Source organism: [Leptolyngbya] sp. PCC 7376 (genome assembly GCF_000316605.1).
Taxonomy (GTDB): domain Bacteria; phylum Cyanobacteriota; class Cyanobacteriia; order Cyanobacteriales; family MRBY01; genus MRBY01.
The window spans coordinates 1,683,305-1,704,296 of the sequence record NC_019683.1 but is presented as its reverse complement, the minus strand read 5'-3'; the positions used below and the strand labels follow the sequence as shown (position 1 = coordinate 1,704,296).

Annotated in this window: 17 protein-coding genes and 1 tRNA gene; 7 read left to right on the top strand and 11 right to left on the bottom strand. The window is 43.5% G+C overall.

The window, feature by feature from the left end; genetic code table 11:
• Nucleotides 1–11: 11 nt before the first annotated feature.
• From LEPTO7376_RS07590 to lipA, 4 genes are all read right to left on the bottom strand, one after another.
• On the bottom strand, nt 12–2,138 hold the full coding sequence (locus LEPTO7376_RS07590; RefSeq protein WP_015133621.1) for an Rne/Rng family ribonuclease: 2,127 nt from the start codon (nt 2,136–2,138) through the stop codon (nt 12–14).
• Nucleotides 2,139–2,508: 370 nt separating this feature from the next.
• A complete protein-coding gene (locus LEPTO7376_RS07585; RefSeq protein WP_015133620.1) occupies nt 2,509–3,681 on the bottom strand; it encodes a cysteine desulfurase family protein in 1,173 nt (390 codons plus the stop codon).
• 1 nt (nt 3,682) lies between these two features.
• Complete coding sequence (locus LEPTO7376_RS07580; RefSeq protein ID WP_015133619.1) at nt 3,683–4,234, bottom strand: hypothetical protein; 552 nt, start codon at nt 4,232–4,234, stop codon at nt 3,683–3,685.
• 73 nt (nt 4,235–4,307) lie between these two features.
• On the bottom strand, nt 4,308–5,186 hold the full coding sequence (gene lipA / locus LEPTO7376_RS07575) for a lipoyl synthase (protein WP_015133618.1): 879 nt from the start codon (nt 5,184–5,186) through the stop codon (nt 4,308–4,310).
• A gap of 91 nt (nt 5,187–5,277) precedes the next feature.
• Between lipA and LEPTO7376_RS07570 the strand changes: the two genes are divergently transcribed.
• Nucleotides 5,278–5,351 (top strand) — tRNA-Pro (locus tag LEPTO7376_RS07570).
• A gap of 230 nt (nt 5,352–5,581) precedes the next feature.
• On the opposite strand, the gene LEPTO7376_RS07565 is transcribed toward LEPTO7376_RS07570, so the two are convergent.
• The 3 genes from LEPTO7376_RS07565 to LEPTO7376_RS07555 form a co-directional block, all read right to left on the bottom strand.
• The gene (locus LEPTO7376_RS07565; RefSeq protein WP_041763256.1) at nt 5,582–6,805 is read right to left on the bottom strand and encodes a response regulator; all 1,224 of its coding nucleotides are present in this window, start codon (nt 6,803–6,805) and stop codon (nt 5,582–5,584) included.
• 4 nt (nt 6,806–6,809) lie between these two features.
• The gene (locus LEPTO7376_RS07560; RefSeq protein WP_015133616.1) at nt 6,810–9,026 is read right to left on the bottom strand and encodes an ATP-binding protein; all 2,217 of its coding nucleotides are present in this window, start codon (nt 9,024–9,026) and stop codon (nt 6,810–6,812) included.
• Nucleotides 9,027–9,314: 288 nt separating this feature from the next.
• A complete protein-coding gene (locus LEPTO7376_RS07555) occupies nt 9,315–10,520 on the bottom strand; it encodes a DNA cytosine methyltransferase (protein ID WP_015133615.1) in 1,206 nt (401 codons plus the stop codon).
• A 662-nt stretch (nt 10,521–11,182) separates the two neighbouring features.
• On the opposite strand from LEPTO7376_RS07555, the gene LEPTO7376_RS07550 reads away from it, so the two are divergent.
• From LEPTO7376_RS07550 to LEPTO7376_RS07535, 4 genes are all read left to right on the top strand, one after another.
• Nucleotides 11,183–11,524, top strand: coding sequence for a hypothetical protein (locus LEPTO7376_RS07550; RefSeq protein WP_015133614.1), 342 nt, complete (start codon nt 11,183–11,185; stop codon nt 11,522–11,524).
• A gap of 47 nt (nt 11,525–11,571) precedes the next feature.
• Entirely contained in the window at nt 11,572–13,074 is a 1,503-nt protein-coding gene (locus LEPTO7376_RS07545) for an AAA family ATPase (RefSeq protein WP_015133613.1), read from the top strand.
• 141 nt (nt 13,075–13,215) lie between these two features.
• Complete coding sequence (locus LEPTO7376_RS07540) at nt 13,216–13,569, top strand: DUF1257 domain-containing protein (protein WP_015133612.1); 354 nt, start codon at nt 13,216–13,218, stop codon at nt 13,567–13,569.
• Nucleotides 13,570–13,660: 91 nt separating this feature from the next.
• The gene (locus tag LEPTO7376_RS07535; RefSeq protein ID WP_015133611.1) at nt 13,661–13,936 is read left to right on the top strand and encodes an acylphosphatase; all 276 of its coding nucleotides are present in this window, start codon (nt 13,661–13,663) and stop codon (nt 13,934–13,936) included.
• On the opposite strand, the gene LEPTO7376_RS07530 is transcribed toward LEPTO7376_RS07535, so the two are convergent.
• The 4 genes from LEPTO7376_RS07530 to pheT all read right to left on the bottom strand — a co-directional run bounded on the left by LEPTO7376_RS07530 (nt 13,928) and on the right by pheT (nt 18,224).
• Nucleotides 13,928–14,569 carry a hypothetical protein gene (locus LEPTO7376_RS07530; protein WP_015133610.1) on the bottom strand — a complete coding sequence of 214 codons (642 nt, stop codon included), beginning with the start codon at nt 14,567–14,569 and terminating at the stop codon, nt 13,928–13,930. The two genes, LEPTO7376_RS07535 and LEPTO7376_RS07530, sit on opposite strands and share 9 nt — an antisense overlap.
• Entirely contained in the window at nt 14,569–14,937 is a 369-nt protein-coding gene (locus tag LEPTO7376_RS07525; protein WP_015133609.1) for a hypothetical protein, read from the bottom strand. Before LEPTO7376_RS07525 ends, LEPTO7376_RS07530 begins: the two co-directional genes overlap by 1 nt.
• A gap of 33 nt (nt 14,938–14,970) precedes the next feature.
• Entirely contained in the window at nt 14,971–15,675 is a 705-nt protein-coding gene (locus tag LEPTO7376_RS07520; RefSeq protein WP_015133608.1) for a MerC domain-containing protein, read from the bottom strand.
• A gap of 119 nt (nt 15,676–15,794) precedes the next feature.
• Nucleotides 15,795–18,224: a phenylalanine--tRNA ligase subunit beta gene (pheT, locus tag LEPTO7376_RS07515; RefSeq protein ID WP_015133607.1), complete on the bottom strand. Its 2,430-nt coding sequence runs from the start codon at nt 18,222–18,224 to the stop codon at nt 15,795–15,797.
• 351 nt (nt 18,225–18,575) lie between these two features.
• On the opposite strand from pheT, the gene LEPTO7376_RS07510 reads away from it, so the two are divergent.
• Nucleotides 18,576–20,258, top strand: coding sequence for a serine/threonine-protein kinase (locus LEPTO7376_RS07510; protein WP_015133606.1), 1,683 nt, complete (start codon nt 18,576–18,578; stop codon nt 20,256–20,258).
• Nucleotides 20,259–20,377: 119 nt separating this feature from the next.
• The gene (locus LEPTO7376_RS07505; RefSeq protein ID WP_015133605.1) at nt 20,378–20,941 is read left to right on the top strand and encodes a glutathione S-transferase family protein; all 564 of its coding nucleotides are present in this window, start codon (nt 20,378–20,380) and stop codon (nt 20,939–20,941) included.
• Nucleotides 20,942–20,992 lie beyond the last annotated feature (51 nt).

The following is a 20,992-nucleotide window of genomic DNA, read 5'->3' as shown; positions in this document are numbered from 1 at the left end:
TTCAGTCCCTATTACTCCGAGGCAGAAGAACGACGACGACGACGACGACGAACAATCTTTTGTTCAGGTTCAGACTCAGGTTCAGATTCTACGGATTTCTCCTCGACTACAGCTTCTGGTGCAGAAGTCACATTTTCATTCTTTGCATCAGACTCACTGACGAGCTTAGAAATCTCTTTGACTGTCGGCTTATCAACCACCTGAGGCTCAGTGTCTGCATCTTTTGGCTCAGATTCAGATTCGACAGGCACTGATGTTTCAGAAACTTCTGGCTCTGCCTTAACCAACGTTGCCGTTGCAACGGATGATTCTTCCACTGGTATTTCCACCGCTTCACCGGGGCGAACCACTTTCACAATCGTTGAGCGCGGATCTTTTTCATCACCACCAGTAATCTTCACCAGGGGAGATACACCAATGAGAGCATAAACATTTTGTTCTTCAGGAGTCATCTCCACCTGAACAGTCTCATACTTGATTTCTTCACGACGGTAACGACCACGACGATCATAACGACCAGAGTTGCCATTCTTTGAAGAGTTGCCATTGGATCCGTTGGAATTATTATCCTTAGATTCCTTAGATTTGGATACGCTCTTAATTTCATTTTCTGGCGACTCTGTATCCTTTTCATTAGGATCACGTAAAACTGGCTTAGCACTAACCTCAGGCGATCGCCGCCGCCGTCTCCGGTTACCACTATTATTTTGCTCTTGATAATCTGGGTGGTTAAGGAGATCTAAAGACTCGTTGGCCGCACTAGAAGATTTCGAACGAGAATCATTACGACCATTATTGCCCGAAGATACCGTACGGTTCGTCAATGTAGGACGACCATCTGTCGAAGAAGACTGAGTGGAAACCGGTAAAATATTTCCAATCTGTAAACCAGACGGATGCTCTTCACCTGGCAAATGAGCCAGATGACCCAAGCCATTACAGTGAGAACAGGGTGTCCCAAATAGTTCATAGAGATTTTTGCCTTGACGCTTCCGAGTTAGTTCCACCAAACCCAATTCCGAGAGCTGCGCAATTTGTGGTCTCGCCTTATCCGCTTTCAAAATTCTGGTGAAATGCTCTAGTAGCTTCAACTGATCTCGTCGTGAATCCATATCAATGAAGTCCACAACGATCACGCCGCCAATGTTTCTTAGGCGAAGCTGACGGGCAATTTCTGTCGCGGCCTCAAAGTTTGTCCACAAAACAGTTTCACGAGCTGTGGCAGATTTTGTAAAGGAACCAGAGTTAACATCAATAACTGTTAATGCCTCTGTGGGTTCCATGATGATATAGCCGCCAGAAGGCAGATCAACACGGGGTTTCAATGCCTCACGAATCGCGCCATTCACCCGGAAATATTCAAGAATATTTTGCTTTTCACGATGGTGGTCAATCAATAAACCATCAGGTGTTTTACCACCCTGCCAGTTCATCAACTGATTCTTTACACGCTTCACACCACTCGAAGAGTCAACAACAATTCGATTAACTTCATCACTGTAAATATCTCGCAATACCCGCTGAATGAAATCATCATCACGATTAATCAGCATCGGTGGGCGACCATAATTGGCCTGCTGTTGAATCGATTCCCACTGCTTTTGTAGAGATTCTAAATCTTCAATAATAGAATCTTCATCAGTACCTTCAGCCTCAGTACGCACCAATAGACCCATACCGGGAGGTTTCATCAATACGGCGAGGGCACGCAGACGACTACGCTCATTATCATTGCTAATACGGCGCGATAAATTCACGCCTTTGCCATAGGGCATCAAAACCACATAGCGGCCAGGCATGGTGATATTGCCCGTTAGTCGAGGGCCTTTATTGCCCGTCGGTTCCTTCATCACCTGTACCAAAGCCTTCTGCTGTGGCTCTAGTAGCTCGGTGATCGAACTAGAATTTTTCCGAAGGCGGATTGGACCCAGGTCGCTGACATGGATAAAACCATTCTTCTCAGAATCACCAATATTAATGAAAGCAGCATCAATACCGGGGATAACGTTTTCGACAACCCCGAGATAGATATCACCAACTTGTTGGGCACCTGTGGATACGACGATTTCTTGGATTTGGTCTTCCCAAAAAACGGCAGCAATCTGATGCTGCTCTGCAATGATAATTTGCTTTGGCATTCAAATTCCTCGATTTTTTTCGCTTAATGCTTAAAAACCTGATTGTTGCAAGTTCTTGTTAGTCAAAAGGCTCTGAAACTAGTTGAAAATCTTTCTTGTTTCGCGAGATTTCACCGCAAGCATGGTTCATAAAATGATGCTGGGTGAAGGGAGATGGGCAGGGAAAAGAAATCTTTACTTTCTGTCGTGGTATCAAGCTGTTTGTGTAATGCCACAACAGTCAATGCAGATCTTATATGTGTTTCTTTTGGGACACGCTGTGCACTAAATGAAAAGAAACTATGGCTAAATAATTAAATGTTTAGCGGAATGTTGCATCCATCTAGCTTACTATCTTACTGCTAAGTGCGCTTTTTGGATCAAAATCGTTTTAATCTGCCGAAATTTGTCGTAGAGAGTTAACAGTTTGTTGCACGGTTTTTGCGACTTGATCTATGTCTGCAATGGTAGTAGTTCGCCCAATTCCAAACCTTAGTGATGCCATACATTGGGCTTTTGTTCGCCCAATTGCCTGCAAGACATGGGAAGGTTTACCCGAAGAGCAAGCAGAGCCAGAGGACAGGGCAACAGTACCTCTAAGGCCTAGTAATAAGGCTGCGCCATCAATTTTGTCAAAGCTGATATTGAGATTATGGGGCAATCGTTGGTCAAGATCTCCATTTAGATGACAACCAGCAATAGTTTGGATCTGAGACCAGAGGCGATCGCGCAGTTGTTGGAGTCGTTTATTTTCTTCGATATGTTGTGCTAAGGCTATTTCAATAGCTTTACAAAATCCCACAATTTGTGGGACATAAAGGGTACCAGAACGCCTATTTTTTTCTTGGCCACCACCATGGAGTTGGGGTGCAAGGTTCACTCTGGGGTTCTTTCGACGCACATATAGCGCACCAATACCTTTGGGACCATAAATTTTGTGGGCAGTGATCGAGAGTAAGTCGATCTGTTGGGTTTGTACATTTAAGGGGACTTTGGCGATCGCCTGTGCCGCATCACAATGAAATAAAACACCTCGCTCATGGCAAATCGTCCCAATTTTTTCGATCGGTTGTAAGACTCCAATCTCGTTATTTGCCACCATCACTGAGACCAGCACTGTATCGTCGCGAATCACTTTGATTAAATCCTCTAAATCAAGCAAGCCATTAGGTTGCACAGATAGGTAAGTCACTTCAAAACCCAATGTTTCGAGATAAGCACAAGGGTCAAGGACTGCTCGATGTTCTGTTTGCAACGTCACAATATGTTTGCCTTGGGAAAAATAAGCTTCAGCGACACCCTTAATAGCGAGGTTATTTGCTTCCGTTGCACCGCTAGTAAAAATAATTTCTTCTGGGATGGCATTAATACTCTGGGCAATGATTTCCCGCGCATATTTGACAGCCGCCTCTGCTTCCCAACCATAACGATGCCCAGCACTGCCCGCATTCCCAAATTTCTCGGTGAAGTAAGGTATCATCGCTTCCAAAACCTTTGGATCAACGGGTGTCGTAGCGTGATGGTCGAGATAAATGGGTAATTTTGTGGCGATCGCCCTTTCCATATCAGTACATCAAAAATCTAAATTGCTTTGTTGTATTTGGGCTCTGATTTTCCCAATACAAGTCCTTGGGATTATTCGGTGCATCAAAGACATAACAATAGGTGACGCTATCCTGCGACAAAATCATCTGCTCAATATCAACGTCTTTACACTCAATCGATAGGAAAATATCTTCGTTATATTGTTTGCCAGCGGAGTCTTTTAACACGAGGGTTTGGGATAATTTTTCGGCCTTGACAGACTGGGGTTTGAGATTTTGAATCTGCACGGCGATCGCCATCCATTCATGCTCAGCACTTTGCTTCTCCCCAAAAGAAACCGTCTCTTTTCCCAAACTCTCAATATCCATCACGGTAATTTTCACATCGCCAATCTGCTGGCTATCACCCTTGGGAATGTCTACAGCTGTACCGTTATCGCGACCCGAAACAGACTCAGTATTGGATGATGTTTGAGTTTGATCAGCTTGAGATCTACAGCTAACAGTCGTTAGAGGAATTACAAAGAAAAAGAGAATTGACCATAGGGAGTAAAAAACAGTTTTTCTATTCATGCTCAAACAATTTTTCAAAATTTTTCCCTTATCAAGTCGTCAACAATTGCATTCTGAATATGTCCATAGAGTTTTAGGCTCTGCTGCGGGGATGAGTCTCCATCAAAATACGAACTTGCTCAGCATGATACGAACTACGAGTCAACGGACTGGATACAACCTGTAAAAAGCCGAGAGTTTCACCATATTCTCGCCAAGCAGAGAATTGTTCTGGAGTGACAAAATCTTTTACGCCAAGGTGTTTCTGAGTCGGTTGTAAGTATTGGCCAATAGTAATAATGTCACAATCAACATCTCTAAGATCACGCATTACTTGGCGAACTTCTTCATCTGTTTCACCGAGCCCCACCATAATGCCAGATTTGGTATATACCCATGGGGTTAGCTCTCGGGTACGCTGCAACAGTTCGAGTGATCGCCCATAATCTCCTTGGGGACGAGTCTTTTTATAAAGACGGGGAACCGTTTCCGTATTGTGATTGAGCACTTCCGGCTCAGCATTCAAAATAATTTTTAAAGCATCCCAATTGGCACAGAGGTCAGGAATAAGAACTTCGATTGTCGTGTCAGGGGAAAGATCGCGGGTACGCTGAATACATTTTACGAATTGGCTGGCACCACCATCAGGTAAATCATCGCGATTAACAGAGGTGATTACAACATGTCGTAGGTTAAGACGGCGCACTGCTTCAGCAAGATTTTCGGGCTCGAGAGGATCAAGGGCTTGGGGCTTTTTCTCGAAGTCAATATCGCAATAGGGACAAGCACGGGTACAGGCAGGCCCCATAATCAAAAAAGTCGCTGTCCCGGCATTAAAACATTCGCCAATATTCGGGCAAGATGCTTCTTCGCAAACGGTGTTGAGGCTGAGATCGCGCAGAATTTCTTTAACGCTGCCCACTCGCTGCCATTGGGGGGCTTTTACTCTGAGCCAATCTGGTTTCACCACCACGGCGATCGCTCCTTACTTAAATCTAGATTTGATGAATGCACAAGACCATATCCTAGCAAGGATCACCTATGTTAGGATAGATACGATTTTGCGGGATGTAGCGCAGCTTGGTAGCGCACTTCGTTCGGGACGAAGGGGTCGCAGGTTCGAATCCTGTCATCCCGATATTAATTATTTATTAGAAATTTCAACGGCAAAGAGAGTCTTCTTGCAGCGAGTTTTTTGGGAACTGCAGCGGGGTATTTTATGACTCGTTATTTTTTTGTGACTCACATAGTAGGGAAGATCTATTTCTGCGGCAATTTTGCCCATTCCAGCACTCAGTAAATCATTGTAGGGCGATCACGATAGAAATTTTCTACGTAAGGTAAATTGGGTATTACAATTCTCTAATCTTACTGAGAAGTCATGGAGATAAGTCTACGAAGGATTATCTCCACGTCTAAATCAGGTGTTCCGATACGTCCAAAAAAACTGTTGAACCGCGAGATTAGAGACTCTCGAAAAGGACTATCAACAGAGGCGATACGTTCTAGTTTTGAGTCAGGGGAAAAGACCTCCTCCAAGGGAATAGCTTTAACGTTCTGAAAGTCAACAATTAAGTCAGGAATTCTCCAAGCTTTGGGAAGAAAGAAATATCTTCCCTTCTGTCTCTTCTCAGGATTATTCAGGAGAAACTTTCTCAATCTAACAGCTAGTTTTTTGTGCTTTCCCGATAAATCTTCGTACGTTTTAAAATCTTCAGTTAAAGGATTGCTATCAAAATGTTCTTTCAACTCTGCGTACTCTGTTTGCTCAGTAAGTGATGCACATCCCGCAAACATAAAATAATCAGCACTACATGACGATCTACCGTTCTTCTCTCTCATCACCATATCGCACGACGGAGTGAGCAAAACCCAATACAACCCTGTCTCGTCTCTATATAAATCGCATGTCTGTGGATCGATAGATATTGGAGGAAGCACATAGTAACGCATGGAATGAGCCTGATTAGCCTCCGATGCTTGCGTTCCAGATTCTCCCAAGCCTGTTTCAATTTCACCTACATTCTCAAATGAAAAAGAAATTGCCAACCTTCTAGCAAGCAGATGAGCCAACTCGTTACGATCCTGAATTTGCTCAAATTCAGGCCAATTTTCGTTAACAAAGCCCCACATATAGCTTCTTTGGACCTTTTCTGTATGCTTTATGATGGCTCTATTAAGAGCGGGAAGTCCAGTTTTGAGAAGGCTTTCGATCTCTGTTAATAGCTTCTTTGGAGAATCATTTTCTCTAGGGACAACACGGATTAGATTTGAGGCCAGATCTTCAACTACCCTTGGCAAACCTGTATGAAAGATAACTGGAACAAACAAGTTCTCCTGAATTGCCTTTAGTGTTTTTCTTCCGGCTTCATCGTCTACTTCTAAATCATCGTCTATATCGCCTATTCTTACATCAAGGATTAGCAGATCAATTTTACGAGCTTCTAAATATTCTAGAGCTAGATTGAATTTTGTAATATACTCGACTACGATATTCGTATCTTCAATCTCACAAAAATCTTTTAAATACTCTTGTATCAGCTTGCAACTGTCTTCGTCATCGTCGACTAGTAATACGCGTAAATCTTTCACTGTTCTACACCCTCTTGTTAAGTAGCACGCGGAAGGTAGCACCTGACAGAGGGCCATTATCCATAAGTTCTAATCTGCCATCGTAGTACTCTGTGACTATTTCTCCAACAATAGTCAATCCCAGTCCTACTCCGTCTTTCTTTAGTGAGAAATATGGCTCAAATATTTTATCTCTATACTTTGACTCTATTCCTGGGCCGCTATCTGAAAAGAACAATTCGATGCTTGCAGCACTTTTTCTTAAGATGGAAACTGATATCTTGCGAGTTTCCTTTGGAACTTTTCTGAGCCAAACAATACTATTTTCGAGCAAATTAAGAACTATCTGTTGTATTTCTGATTGTTCTAGTGTCACTTTTGTCTTAGACCTTGGTAGTTGAACCTCGATGCCCAATCTATCAATTTCATTTTCAAGAATAGAGAATGTATCTGAAATAACATCTTCTAGTATTAAGTTCTTTGGTCTTCCTCTTTTTCGTCCGCCAAATGGTTCAATCCTTCTGAAAAGGCTGCTGATCAAAACCGACTGATCTTTTATAGCAGAAAATTTATCCTTTAAGGTCTCTAAGAAAGCACTCTCTCCATTTTTCTTTATCTCGTTCTCGATTTTTCTAATTGATATAGCCGATTCAGTATCTATCTTGAATATTGGTGCTCTCCCATCATGCAAAATAGTATCTATCAGTTGACCTAAAGTAGCTAACCTTTGATACCGTGATAACGCCTCTTTTACTGCAGTAACACTTCTTTCTAGTTTCTTTTCTTGATATTCAAAAAGGGAAATTATCTCAGCATCATTTGAGTACTTATCCTGAATGACTTTTCGAACTGGAGCGAAATCCAGTCCCCCAAATAAATTCTCATGTGAAGCAAATTTATTTGAAAGACTATTTTCTTCAGATAACTCAGGGATAGCTTCATTGCTTTCAGGTCGTCGTCTCGCAATGTATCGAATAGCTTCCAACTTTATTAAAACTTCTATAACTAGCTTTTGAAGATCTTCAACAGCCTGTCCATCCATCAGCCCTTCTCTGTTACTCTGATCTTGTAGCTCTGGGTTTCTATCTGCCGATATACTGATATATCCCACAATCTGGTTATTGGACAAGCGCATAGTAGGATTCTGAACTCTGCGCATATCTAATCGTAACCAATCATTGTTGGGCTCACCATACGGTAACACCCTAAAACCGTCCCTATAAACATTAATCCCAGCAGCCGATTTGAGGTCTTTTTTGATATCGCGAATAGTGACTTGTCTCTTTTTTGCGAGCCCGTCCAAATCGTCTAAATCCCAAACCCTAAAATCAACATCAAAAGAACCACATTTTAGTGATTTTCCACTTTCAGCAAGAGATGCTTCGATAGATTGCTGAAGCTTTTCGCCCATAACAAACTGTTCTGAAGTAAGCGCGCAAGAACCATTTTCATAGACTCTCCCAAATATTTTATAGTGAGGACTACCTAATGAATCCGGAGGTTCTATTTTCCCAGACAGGTCGCGGAAGTCTACAGGAAGCTGTAAATATATCGAAAATCCAGATGCGATTGAAGCTTCAAATGGAGAAACTAATCTTGACAAACTACTTTTTAGAGTTGTCAAGTTTTTGCGTGTCCATGAGTTTCTCAACTCTCCAGCTCTCAATATTGTCCCATGATCACCTTCAGTCCTAATCCCTTCCAAATAAGAAAAATCAAGGCAGCTTAAAAAACTATCTGGTTTGATTTCATCGGGTTCTGTTTCGTCCCATAACACCTCAATTTCATCAAGATATTTAGACTCATCATCAAATTGTCTCCAGTCAAACAGCGCTGTAACCTCGGAAGACGAATTTTTAGCACGAGTTATAATTTCTAAAGAGTGAGCAAGCCGTGATGCAGCAAAACGACCAACCCCCTTATTCCCTAATACACGACGTAATAGTTTAGGACTGCGATTATTTTGCTTTTTGTTAGAGTTGGCAGGCTCCATCCAAGAATTCTGAATTGTCTCCAAAGACATACCATGTCCATCATCAATAATCTCAATCTGTCCTTTATCTGTTTTCAATGGCCCTGTAAACCGAATCAGAACAAAACTTGCATCGGCATCATAAGAATTTTTAACCAATTCTGTGATTGCAACAGTTTCACTACTGACAAGTTCGTCACCAATTGTCCTTAATAGACGTGCCCTCGGACGAAAAGGCGCTGACTTTGAAGAAGGAGACAAGCTAGACATCGTAAATGCCTCTATAGAAAATGGTCAAATATAGGATGGAGAAACAAAACCATCGCATTGTTATTATGAGGAATCAAAATAGAACTTCTAAACAGGTATAGACTACACATGGTAGGCACTCGTTTTTTATGCATGTACCTTACAAGCAAACAAATCAATACAGGACAAATGTAAAGAGCACACAGCTTATAACTATCGAAATGTCATTCATTGTATATATCGTGGAATGAATGCCACAAAGAAGATGTATAGCATGCGGCTTCCTAACAACATCAGGTTCTAAGAAAGTTAGGAGACTTTTGATCGTACAGTATCATTCTGTCTCGTGACTTTCTGGCTATAATATCTCCGTATTAGTTTCACAATAGGTTTTGCCACGGCTTCAGCGAGTAGCGGAGGTACGGAGTTACCGATTAATTCAAACATACGAGTCATTGGTGCCTGAAACACAAAATTATCCGGAAAGCTTTGGATTCTCGCAGCCTCTCTAACCGAAATACTCCTAGTTTGCAATGGATGGATGTAAGCTAAACAGTCTTTACGCATATGGGCAGTCAGAGTCCAAGATGGCTTATCCCAGTACAATCGATGGTATTTATCGTCAAAAATATCAACCCGATAACGCATCATTTCTTCCGGAAGGTCTCGATATTTACCACCTTGCTTTAGGGTCTTAAATATTTCCAGATCTTTATCATTATGTGCCCGGCACAGATGATTACGAACTCGATCCCCGTTATGACGCCTCATCTTTTGCTGATAGATTGACTCTGGCTCCCCACGATATAGTAGGTCGCAATCCTTTTGCCTAGGCCCACGAGATTTACTTTTTAAGGAAAGTATAATCGGTTTGAGTTCAGGTAAATCACTAATAGCATCTCCAACACTAAATGCTTTCTGACCACTTGGCTTTGGAAAAATAGGTTCCCACAAAAGATCTGAGCGTACTCCTATGAGAAATATTCTCCGTCTTCGTTGAGGAACTCCAAATTTTGATGAATCTAATACTTCGTATTCGACTTTATAGCCGCAGGCTGCTAATTCATCGAGAATTGTACTTAATAGCTCTTTCTTGTTTGCAAGGTTATCTACATTCTCCATTACGAAAAAAAAAGGCTGATAATAGTCAACAAATCGAACGTATTCCTTATAAAGGAAATTTCTATGGTCTTTTTCGATATCCCACTTTAAGTCATGCTTCATTTTCCCAAGCCCAACACGCGAAAATACCTGGCATGGTGGCCCACCAATTAAAATATCAACCTCTCTAGGTTGGAGGTTCAAACTTGGTAAATCTTCTAGAGTCCTAATATCGGTAGCTTCAAGCTTCAACTTACATTTTGGGAAATTTTGATGATGGGTAGTCACTGCATGGGGATTATGGTCAATTCCACCGAGGATTTTGCATCCAGCCCTTTGGAATCCTAAACTCATGCCGCCTGCCCCACAGAAAACATCAAGAACGGCTGGCTTTAATGGTTGCTGGCTCGGCATATTTTCTTGCTAACATTTTGGGACTAATTTTCCAGCATAGAGTATACAGGATGACCAGAAGTGCGCAAGCCTGATGCACAGAGAAATTAGCAGAATTAGTATAGATTCAGTTTATTAATTCTTCAGGCAAAATCAAGAATGGAAGTTGGAATAGGGATAATCTCAAATACAGCTGAGAGTATATTCGACCAAAGATTTCACCGGATCATAAACTTCGTTCGGGATGAAGGGGTCGCAGGTTCGAATCCTGTCATCCCGATATTAACTATTTAGTTAGAAGTTTCAAAAAGTTGCAGATATTGGCTCAATACAGAGTCGAATTTCTAATGTGATGAAATATATCTTCAGTCTGTCCCTTCCAAGTGAAATCACTAGGATAATAATCACAACAAATCAATATTTATCCATCTCGATTTTTTTGATAGCTTAGGGACTCTTCAGCAACCAGACAACAGTCAAGAGACGATCACCCAGCAACTTATTTTTTTTTGCAATAGCCCAGCAGTAAAACGCAATCCTCTTTACAGAATGAGACTTTTCACGCACCTTTTGTAAAGCAATATTACAAGAATAGCGTCATGACGCTATGGAGGCTTGACGGTACAAAAAACGGTCATTAAAGTTAGGCAGTATACCCACTGGGTAAGTCATCAGTTAGTCGTATGCAAGATAAGCAAAAAGTCACTCTTTATCTCCCCACCACAATTCACCGTCAGCTCAAAATCAAAGCAGCCCTTGATGCCGAATCAATGTCTGCCCTAGTCGAACAAGCGGTCAGTTTTTACCTCAAACATCCAGAGGTCGTTGAGGAGACACAGGAGGCTCATGGTCAAACCCACCGCGTTCATATATGTCCAGAATGCGATGGTGCCGTCGTCCTCAGGGATGACCAACTCGTGTCTTTAAAACAGCAGCCCACAGTGTTGCTTGATGAAGACATTGCCCAAGACCTCCAAAATGCTTGTGTTACCACTGATGATGCGGAGCTTGTCCCTTGTCCTTAGGGGGAAGCTAAAGCTCACTTTTCTGTCCTTTCTTACTGGTCGGTGTTATGAAAGAAGAACTCAATACTCTCATTCAGGCGAAATATCCTCTCATTTATCTCGTCACGCCAGAAGAAGAACGGGCAGAAGCAGCGATCGCCCACATCGCGCAATTATGTGAATACGAAACGGTTTATGTCTGGACAATGACCCATGGTTTGGTCAAGTACGATTCAGACCGCAAGCCTCAACCTCGAACTTTGTCAGCCGAAGCTGCAATTCGTGAGGTAATTCACCACGAAGGCTCAGGCATTTTTATTTTCAAGGATCTCCATCCTTTCCTCGACGACCCCAGCACAGTCCGCTGGCTCCGGGATGCGATCGCCTCTTTTAAGAGAGGTTCAAACAAAAACATTGTGTTGATGTCGCCTTACCAGAAGGTTCCTTTGGAACTTGAAAAAGATGTCGTTGTCTTGGATTTTCCCCTGCCGACATTGGATGAACTAGATCTCGTTTTATCAAAGCATTTATCGCCCTTACAGCCCACCAGTCCTGCAACAAGAGAAAAGCTTCTCAAAGCAGCCCTAGGTTTAACGAAAGACGAAGCCGAGAAGGTTTACCGGAAAGCTCAGGTCACAGCGAAAAAGCTCACTGCCACAGAAGTTGATATCGTTCTCTCTGAAAAAAAACAACTCATTCGTCGTAATGGCATCCTGGAATTTATCGAAGAAGATGAAACCATTGATGCAATTGGTGGATTAGACGAACTTAAACGTTGGCTAAAACAACGGTCTAATGCCTTTACTGAAGCTGCACGCACCTATGGTTTACCTCAACCAAAAGGGATGTTAATTCTCGGTGTACCCGGTTGTGGTAAATCACTGCTGGCGAAAACCACATCACGCCTTTGGGGACTACCATTACTCCGCCTCGATATGGGACGAGTCTATGACGGCTCTACAGTTGGAAGATCAGAAGCAAATCTCCGTAGCGCTTTAAAAACTGCCGAATCGATTTCCCCAGCCATCTTATTTATTGATGAATTGGATAAAGCATTTGCTGGTTCATCTGGCTCGGCAGATTCTGATGGTGGTACATCCAGCCGAATCTTCGGTTCTTTCCTCACATGGATGCAGGAAAAAGAATCTCCGGTATTCGTAATGGCGACAGCCAACCGTGTTGATCGTTTACCCGGCGAGTTTCTACGGAAAGGTCGTTTCGATGAAATCTTCTTCGTTGATCTACCCAACTCCAACGAACGCGAAGATATTTTCAATATTCATCTTTCTAAACGCCGTCCAGAGGGCGATCGCTTTGATGCAGCCCAACTGGCAAAAATTTCAGAAGGTTTTTCCGGTGCAGAAGTTGAGCAGGCAATCATCGCAGCAATGTATGACGCGTTTGCTCAGGACAGGGAGTTCACTCAGCTTGATATAATCGCCGCGATTAAAGCGACTCTCCCCTTATCTCGCACCATGACAGAACAGGTTAGCGGCCTCCGTGATTGGGCTAGACAGCGTGCCCGACCTGCTTCGGCTTCCGTTGCTGAATACCAGCGACTGGAGTTCTAAATACAGTCTTAATCCCTCCCAGATTAAGGTCAGCAAGATTCCCAGCTTGTTGGCAGCTTAAACCAAAAAGACCACTTTTCAACGGGTGGCAAACTCAAGCAAAAAACTCAAAACTGTTGTTGTTTTTGGAGAACTATTTCCATGTCTCACTTTAGTACTTTACGCACGAAAATCACTGACTCTGAAGTCCTCAAGTCTTCCTTGCGCGATCTCGGCATTTCCGTCAATACTGACGCTGCGGTACGTGGCTATAATGGCCAACAAATCCAAGCGGACATCGTTGCAACTCTAGAAGGCGACTATGATCTTGGCTGGACTCGCAATTCTGATGGTAGCTTTGACCTCATCGCAGATCTTTGGGGTGTTGCGAAGAAGCACAATCAAACTGAACTTATTAATTCTATTAACCAAAAATACGCTGTGAATAAGACTTTGAATGAAGTCAAGCAGCGTGGTCTGAATAATGCCAACGTGAAGCTGGTATTGCAAAACTAAAATAATTGTTTTTGATGCGTTCCCACAATTATCGGGGTTGATCTGCTGCTATGGATCAACCTCTTTTTCTGTGTAAGGGGAATAAAAATTTATGGAATCAAAAGCGCTTCATGTTTGGGTCTCAGGCCGGGTACAAGGGGTCAGTTATCGCTACTACACCAAACTCAAAGCAGAAGGATTAGGTGTTCAGGGTTGGGTAAGAAATTTACGGGATGGTCGGGTAGAGGCTTGGTTTGAAGGTACAGATATACAATTAGAGGCGATCGCCCAGTGGTGTGAGGAGGGTTCACCGATGGCTCAAGTGACCAAGGTAGAACGACAAGAGGAAACGCCTCAGGGTATCAAAAATTTTCAGATTTTACGTTGAGAACGATTTTGTTTTGGCACGTTTGATGGCGATCGCCGCGGCCCAGATATGCAGATAATCAGTTGCAGTACGCCAAGAACCTTCTGCTTTCTCAATTATTTCCTCGGCTTCAGATAAAGATAATTTCACCGGGCAATTTTGTTCTGGAATAATCGCAGCTTTAATTTTCAGGTTTGCCCAAGTTTGTAGCAATTGTGGAGTAACGGGTGGCAATTCAATTGTTGTGACTTTCAAGCCAAATAATTTTGCCCAGAATCCCAAATCTCGATGAGTTCCGACGGCAATGGTTGTGCCAGTTAAACTTGCCAAAATTAATGCTGGAATTAGCAAAATGAATGGCAGGCGATCGCCTTCATCCCAGTAAACAATCGACTCAATTTTGGGAAATTTCCAACGCCCTAAACCCGGTGGATAATAACAATAACTCCCTCCAGTGTGCGATCGCCAATATTTGAGGTGAGATGATTTTCCAAACCCTTTATCACCGAGAATTTGGACTAGTTGGCGAGCCTTCGGTTCTGGAGGCTCCGAAAATCCCCGATCAAGCCAAATACCATCCGGCTCTGAAAGTTGTTCTTCTCCGATAAAAGGATTTCGCTGGAGACCAATCGCTGCGTAAGGATCGACAACCATTAGTGGGGAACGACTTGAATGATTTGGGTGACTTTTTCTTTAGGACGAAAAATACCGGGAAAGACAATGCGTACCTCCACCTCCCACATCAGCCGAAACATATGGCCGTTATAAGTCAGCGGTGCATCGTAGGGCACTGCAAGCTGAAACTCAAAAGGACGTTGCCGAAATTTTAAAAGGCGCTCCGGTTCAATAGATTGAGAAACAACAGTTTGATAGTCGCGCGTTCCTCTGCCTTCCGTAAACCATGCCATCGAAACTTTGGCTGACTTTGGTTCTTTATCAGGATTATCGGGCTGCCACGTAAACTCGCCAGACAATGTATGGCTCAGGGCAATTTGTGATTGTTCGAGTTGCAGATCGATCATCAGATTTCAGCGAAGTTTAGGTCAATTTCAAACTTAAGCGGGTAAGACTTTCACCACAAAATGGGACGCATCTTTAGCCACGCCGGGAATATGAATTTTCACTTGTAGTTCCCATCGCACTTGATTGTGAGGGGCATAAATCGACGTTGGTGCATCCTTAGGCACTGTTATTTGCGTGTCATATTCCACTTGCTTGACACCAGCCATCACCGTTTTATCCATCAGCTCAATTTTGTCTAATTCATGAGTAGCAGTGACAGTATCTGTGCCGCGACGATATTCCACCCATTCATAATTCACCCAGGAAGCAGTAACCGTTGTGGGATCTTTTGTGCGGCCCTGGCGCAGTGCGCGGCGATATCTGATGCGATAGGTTTCTCCTTGGCGCAGTGGGTAAGTCGGCAAAATAATTTCACCCACCTTAATCCGATAAATACGATAGAGCGATCGCCCACCCCAGATCAGTCCAGCTGTACCAATGGCGACAAAGAGACTCAGAAATAACACAGGTAACAAATGCTCTAGTTCTGGATCGGTAATAAACTTCCAGACAAACATCCCAAACATAGGGAATGAGATACCACACCACACCGACAGCCAAATGCCGATAAAGATAAAGGTAAAAATATTCAGGCCATCATTCGGATCTTTGAGCAGATAACCCTCTGGTACTTTGACAGGTTCAGGCAGCTGCCACGCCGTATTGACCTGCGTTTTTTTGAGCTTTACTTTTGCCATTGCTTTAAGTGGATTACTCCTCTTCTGCAACGGTAATCGATCTCTCTAAAAACGACGACTTTTTTGCCCGATATATAGGGCAGCGGCGATCGCCTCGAACATGAATATTTTCTAGCCAATTAGCTTCTGAGAGTCACCTTAAACTTTTTAACGAGAGTATCCCGCACTTTTTGGTGCACAGGATCAATTTCCTCGTCTTTTAAGGTTTTATCTAAAGCACGATATTTCAGACTAAACGCCAAACTCCGTTGACCTTCAGGAACACCTTTTCCGCAATATTCATCGAACAGCTCCACATCAGCCAACAATTTCTTCGCGGCTTTCTTCATAGCTTGCTCTAGTTCACCAACAGTCACCTCAGTTCCTGAAAAGAATGCCAAGTCACGAGTACTTGCCGGATAAGTGGAGAATTTCTTAAAGACAGGCACTTGCTGAGAAGGACGACTGAGAACGGTTTGGAGCATATCGAGTTTCAGCTCGAACACATAAACCGCATCCATTAAATCTTTTTCTTGGCGAACCTGCGGGTGCAACTGACCAAAAATACCCACCTGACGACCCTGTAACCACAACGATGCAGTGCGACCAGGATGGAGCTTCTCGACTTTTGTTTCAGTGCGATAGGAAATATCGAGATTCAGTTGAGCAAATACCGCTTCCAGTAAGCCCTTCGCTTCAAACCAAGTCATCGATTTACCTTTACCACCTGTTGTCCATGTGCCATCTGGTGCAATTTCACCACCGAGAATTCCAGCCAGCGAATCTGCTTCCATTGTTTGCTGATCGTCGACACGCCAAAATATTCGGCCAATTTCAAATGCGTTTAACGCTCCATTCCCTTGAGCTTGGTTGTAAGCAAATGCATCAACTAGACCAGTAATTAATTCTCTACGCAACGCAGAGTATTCTTCAAAGAGAGGGTTATCGAGCTTAATATCTGCTAGTTCAGGCTTTACGAGGGAGTAATGTACGACTTCTGTCAGACCCACAGAACGGAAACTTTCGCGGAGCTTACGATTGACAACTTCATTCGCTGAGAGATAACCAGCGGCGGTTTGGGCCGGTAGAGTCTCACAGAAATGGTCATAGCCATAAAGACGAGCGACTTCTTCAATGAGATCAATTTCGCGCTCTAGGTCACGGTAACGGTAGGGGGGAACTGTCACATCCCAAACCCCTTCGCCAACGGACTCAAGTTGACAATTAAGGTCGGTCAGAATACGCTCGGCATCAGCAATAGGCACATCAAAAACTTCACCCCCTTTCTGCACATGACCGAGAATTTCGTGGATACGCGCTAAGCGTAAAGTGATTTTCGGGCGAGAATTTGGGTCAGGGCGACTATCATGACTGCCTTTAGCAACGACTTTACCGCCTGCTAATTCCTGAAGAAGGGCGATCGCCCGTTGAGCTGCCCGATCGAGTTCTACTTGATTTACACCTCTCTCATAGCGAGTAGAGGCTTCACTACGGAGGGATTGGGCTCTAGACGACCGACGAACTGCGACAGGGTCAAATAAAGCAGCTTCAAGCACAATATTTGTTGTGCCATCAGAAACTTCAGAATTTTCGCCGCCCATCACACCAGCTAAAGCCACAGGTTGATCGCCAGCTGTAATGACAACATTGCGCTCAACTAATTTTCGTTCCTGACCATCGAGCGTTGTGAGAACTTCTCCTTCCTTGGCAAAGCGAACACCGAGAGCCACAGCATTAGACCCAGCAATGTCTTGCAATTTCTCTCTGTCAAATGCATGGAGAGGTTGGCCCCATTCAAGCAATACATAATTTGTGATGTCAACAATATTATTAATGGGTCTTGTACCAGCCGCCTGCAATCGAAATTTCAACCAATCAGGAGAAGGCTCAGTTTTCACACCTTCAATTACCGTGCCAATATAAGCTGGGCAAACTTCAGAATCTTCAACAGTCACTTCAACGATAGAAGGTGGGGCGATCGCCTCAGGAATTTCAGGAAGTTTCACATCAACACCAGTCAATGCCGCCACCTCACGGGCCACACCTACCATACTCAATGCATCGGCGCGATTGGCAGTGGCCGTTAAATCGAGCACAACATCATCCAAACCGAGTAACGGACGAACATCTTGACCTGGCTTGAGATCTGGCTGCTCAAAAATATGAATCCCTTCCGAATCCTTCTCTAAACCAATTTCCGAAAGCGAACAAATCATTCCAGAAGACTGAACACCGCGTAATTTTGTGGGTTTCAGTTTTAAATCCACTGTCGGAAGATAGCTGCCCAAAGTCGCCACAGGCACAAAAATATCAGCCCGAACATTCTTCGCACCACAAACGATCGTTGATAACTCCTCAACACCAATATCCACTTGGCAAACGCTTAACTTATCGGCATTGGGATGCTGCTCACGATTCACAACCTTACCGATCACGACACCGTCCGCTAAAGCACGACGATCTTCAATTTCTTCTACCTCAAACCCTGCAACCGTTAAGGTTTTTGCTAGCTCTTCAGGAGACAGCGTAATATCAACAAATTCTTTTAACCAGTTCAGGGAGATCCGCATTGACTTTGGGCGTTACATTTAGCTTTCAAGGAACTTATTCTAAACGTTTTCCTGTCCTTTAGCCGCGCAAACTTCCCCTCGCTTTCCGGACAGGGGCGATCGCCCCCTGCACAGTGCATCGTTTAAAATAACTTACCCAAAGCATCAGACAATTCACGATTGGTCATAGACTTTGGGATATGCTATTAAGTAAATTTATCCTTAGACCCATCACGATCATCGCCTATCAATAGAGATCTCTAAGATAAGATGGGAACACGAGCAATTTTTTTCTCTCATAGAAACGGCCATCTAGCCTTTCGTCATATTGCAAAACCAGCAATACTCTCCTGCCAAGCAAGGTGACTCTGCATGAGCTACTGTATCAACCCTGAGTGCGAAAATCCGAAGAATCCCTTGAGAGCAAGGACATGCCAAGCCTGCGGTAGTAGCTTATTTCTCCATGATCGCTATAAACCTCTCAAAAGTCTGGGAAAGGGTGGCTTCGGTGCAACATTTCTCGCCGTTGATTTAAGCTTGCCAGGAAAGCCATCTTGCGTCATTAAGCAACTACGACCCTCCACTAATGTGCCCCATCTTTTCGAAATGGCACGGGAGCTCTTTGAGCGGGAAGCCCAAACCCTTGGTCGCATCGGGAACCATCCCCAAGTCCCTCGCCTGCTAGATTACTTTGAAACAGACAAGCAATTTTATCTCGTCCAAGAATACGTTAAAGGCAATAACCTCCAGCAAGAAGTCAAGAAAAATGGTGTGTTTAGCGAAGCTGGCGCTAGACAATTCCTGAGTGAAATTTTGCCGATGGTGCAATATATCCACTCCCAACAAGTTATTCACCGAGACATTAAACCAGCCAATCTAATCCGTAGAGAACAAGATAAAAAATTAGTTCTTATTGATTTTGGCGCCGTCAAAAATCGCGTCAATCCAGAAGAAGCAGCCAATACTTCAGACCAAACTGCCTTAACTTCATTCGCTGTTGGTACCCCCGGTTATGCACCACCTGAGCAAATGGCGATGCGACCCGTCTACGCCAGTGATATCTACGCCATCGGTATTACCTGCCTTTATCTATTAACTGGCAAATCTCCCAAAGATCTGGACTATAACCCCAACACAGGCGAAATGATGTGGGAATCTTTCGTTGATATCAGCAATAGTTTTGCTAGTGTCTTACGCAAAATGTTGGAGAGTTCAGTTAAACACCGATATCAATCCGCAGAGGATGCTCTCAATGCCCTCGATATGGAGCCTTATATGGAAAGTTTGGCTCAGGGTTTATCCAATGGGGCTGATGGTGATTTCGCAGGGACAACAGGCGGGGTAAATGATCCAAACTCTCCTACCAGCGATGATGATGCAACAGGTGGCCCTTCAACTTCAGCCAATTCTCGTTTAGCAATGGCTATCCGAGCAAGACGCGATCGCCGCAAAGGTACTGGCAGCGTCAGGCAAGGGTTAGGAAGCCGTGGTGGACAAGGTGGCGCGAAGAAAAACACCCTCAATCGTATGGCACCCGGAGCAGGTGCAACTCCTCATAAATCGTCCTCTTCTCGGTTTAAATCCAAAAATAAAACAAAGGGCTCTGGTGGCAAGAATTCTCTCGGAAAGTTAGACGCCAAAGCCCTGCAAAATGCTTACAAAAAAGGACGCAGAGATTTTGGGCAACAAAATTTATTGAGTATTAGTTTGCCGCAATCCAATTTATCTGGCTGCATCTTCCACCAATCACGAATGATGCGAGCAAATTTTCAAGGGGCTAACTTATCTAACGCAGACTTCGGAAAAGCTAATTTAGCGAGTGCGAATTTACGAGATGCCAATTTAGGACGTGCTTACTTTAGCTACACAAATTTAAGTAAGGCAGATTTACGGGGCGCAGATTTAAGTTATGCCTATTTGAATTATGCAATTGTCGATGGTACAAACCTCTGTGGCGCGAATTTAACCAACGCAAAAATTACAGAAGACCAGCTCAAAAAAGCGAAAACAAATTGGGCAACGATTATGCCAAATGGAAAACGCGGTTTATTCTAACATTCAGAGAAAGTCATCCTTAAAGAAATAGAACACTAGACAAACTAAAGACTGGGTAAGCTAGATGCAATAAGACATTTCAAGTACTCAGTTAATAGACATCATTTAAACCAATCATCATGCTTAAACTCTACGGTGGCGCTCGGAGCCGTGCCTCAATCGTGCAATGGTATCTTGAGGAACTTGGCGCAGAATATGAATTTGTTCAACTTGACATGCAGGGTGGTGAACATAAACTTCCTAGCTATCTTGCCATCAATCCAATGGGTCAAGTCCCAGCTATTACAGATGGCAATAATGTGAAAGTTTGGGAATCGGGCGCAATCTTAATTTATCTCGCTGAAAAATTTGGCAAGATGCCAACCACTCCACAGGGTAAGGCAGAAGTTTATCAATGGGTGCTATTCGCAAACTCCAGTTTATCAATGGGATTAACACCCAATGAGAATCGCAACGAAGTAATGAAGCGGTATTTACAACCTTTAAACGATATTCTTAGCAGCTCACCCTTTATGCTCGGCGACAAGTTTGGGGTAGTTGATGTGGCACTAGGTTCGATTTTGGCATACATTCCCATGATGTTTCAGGATGTCGATTTATCGCTTTATCCGAATATTCAGGGATATTTAAAACGGTTAGGCGATCGCCTAGCATTTCGAAAAGCAATTATGAAACAAGACTAGGCTTTCGTTACAAAACAATACTCAAAACAACAAAAAGCATCTCTGTAGAGA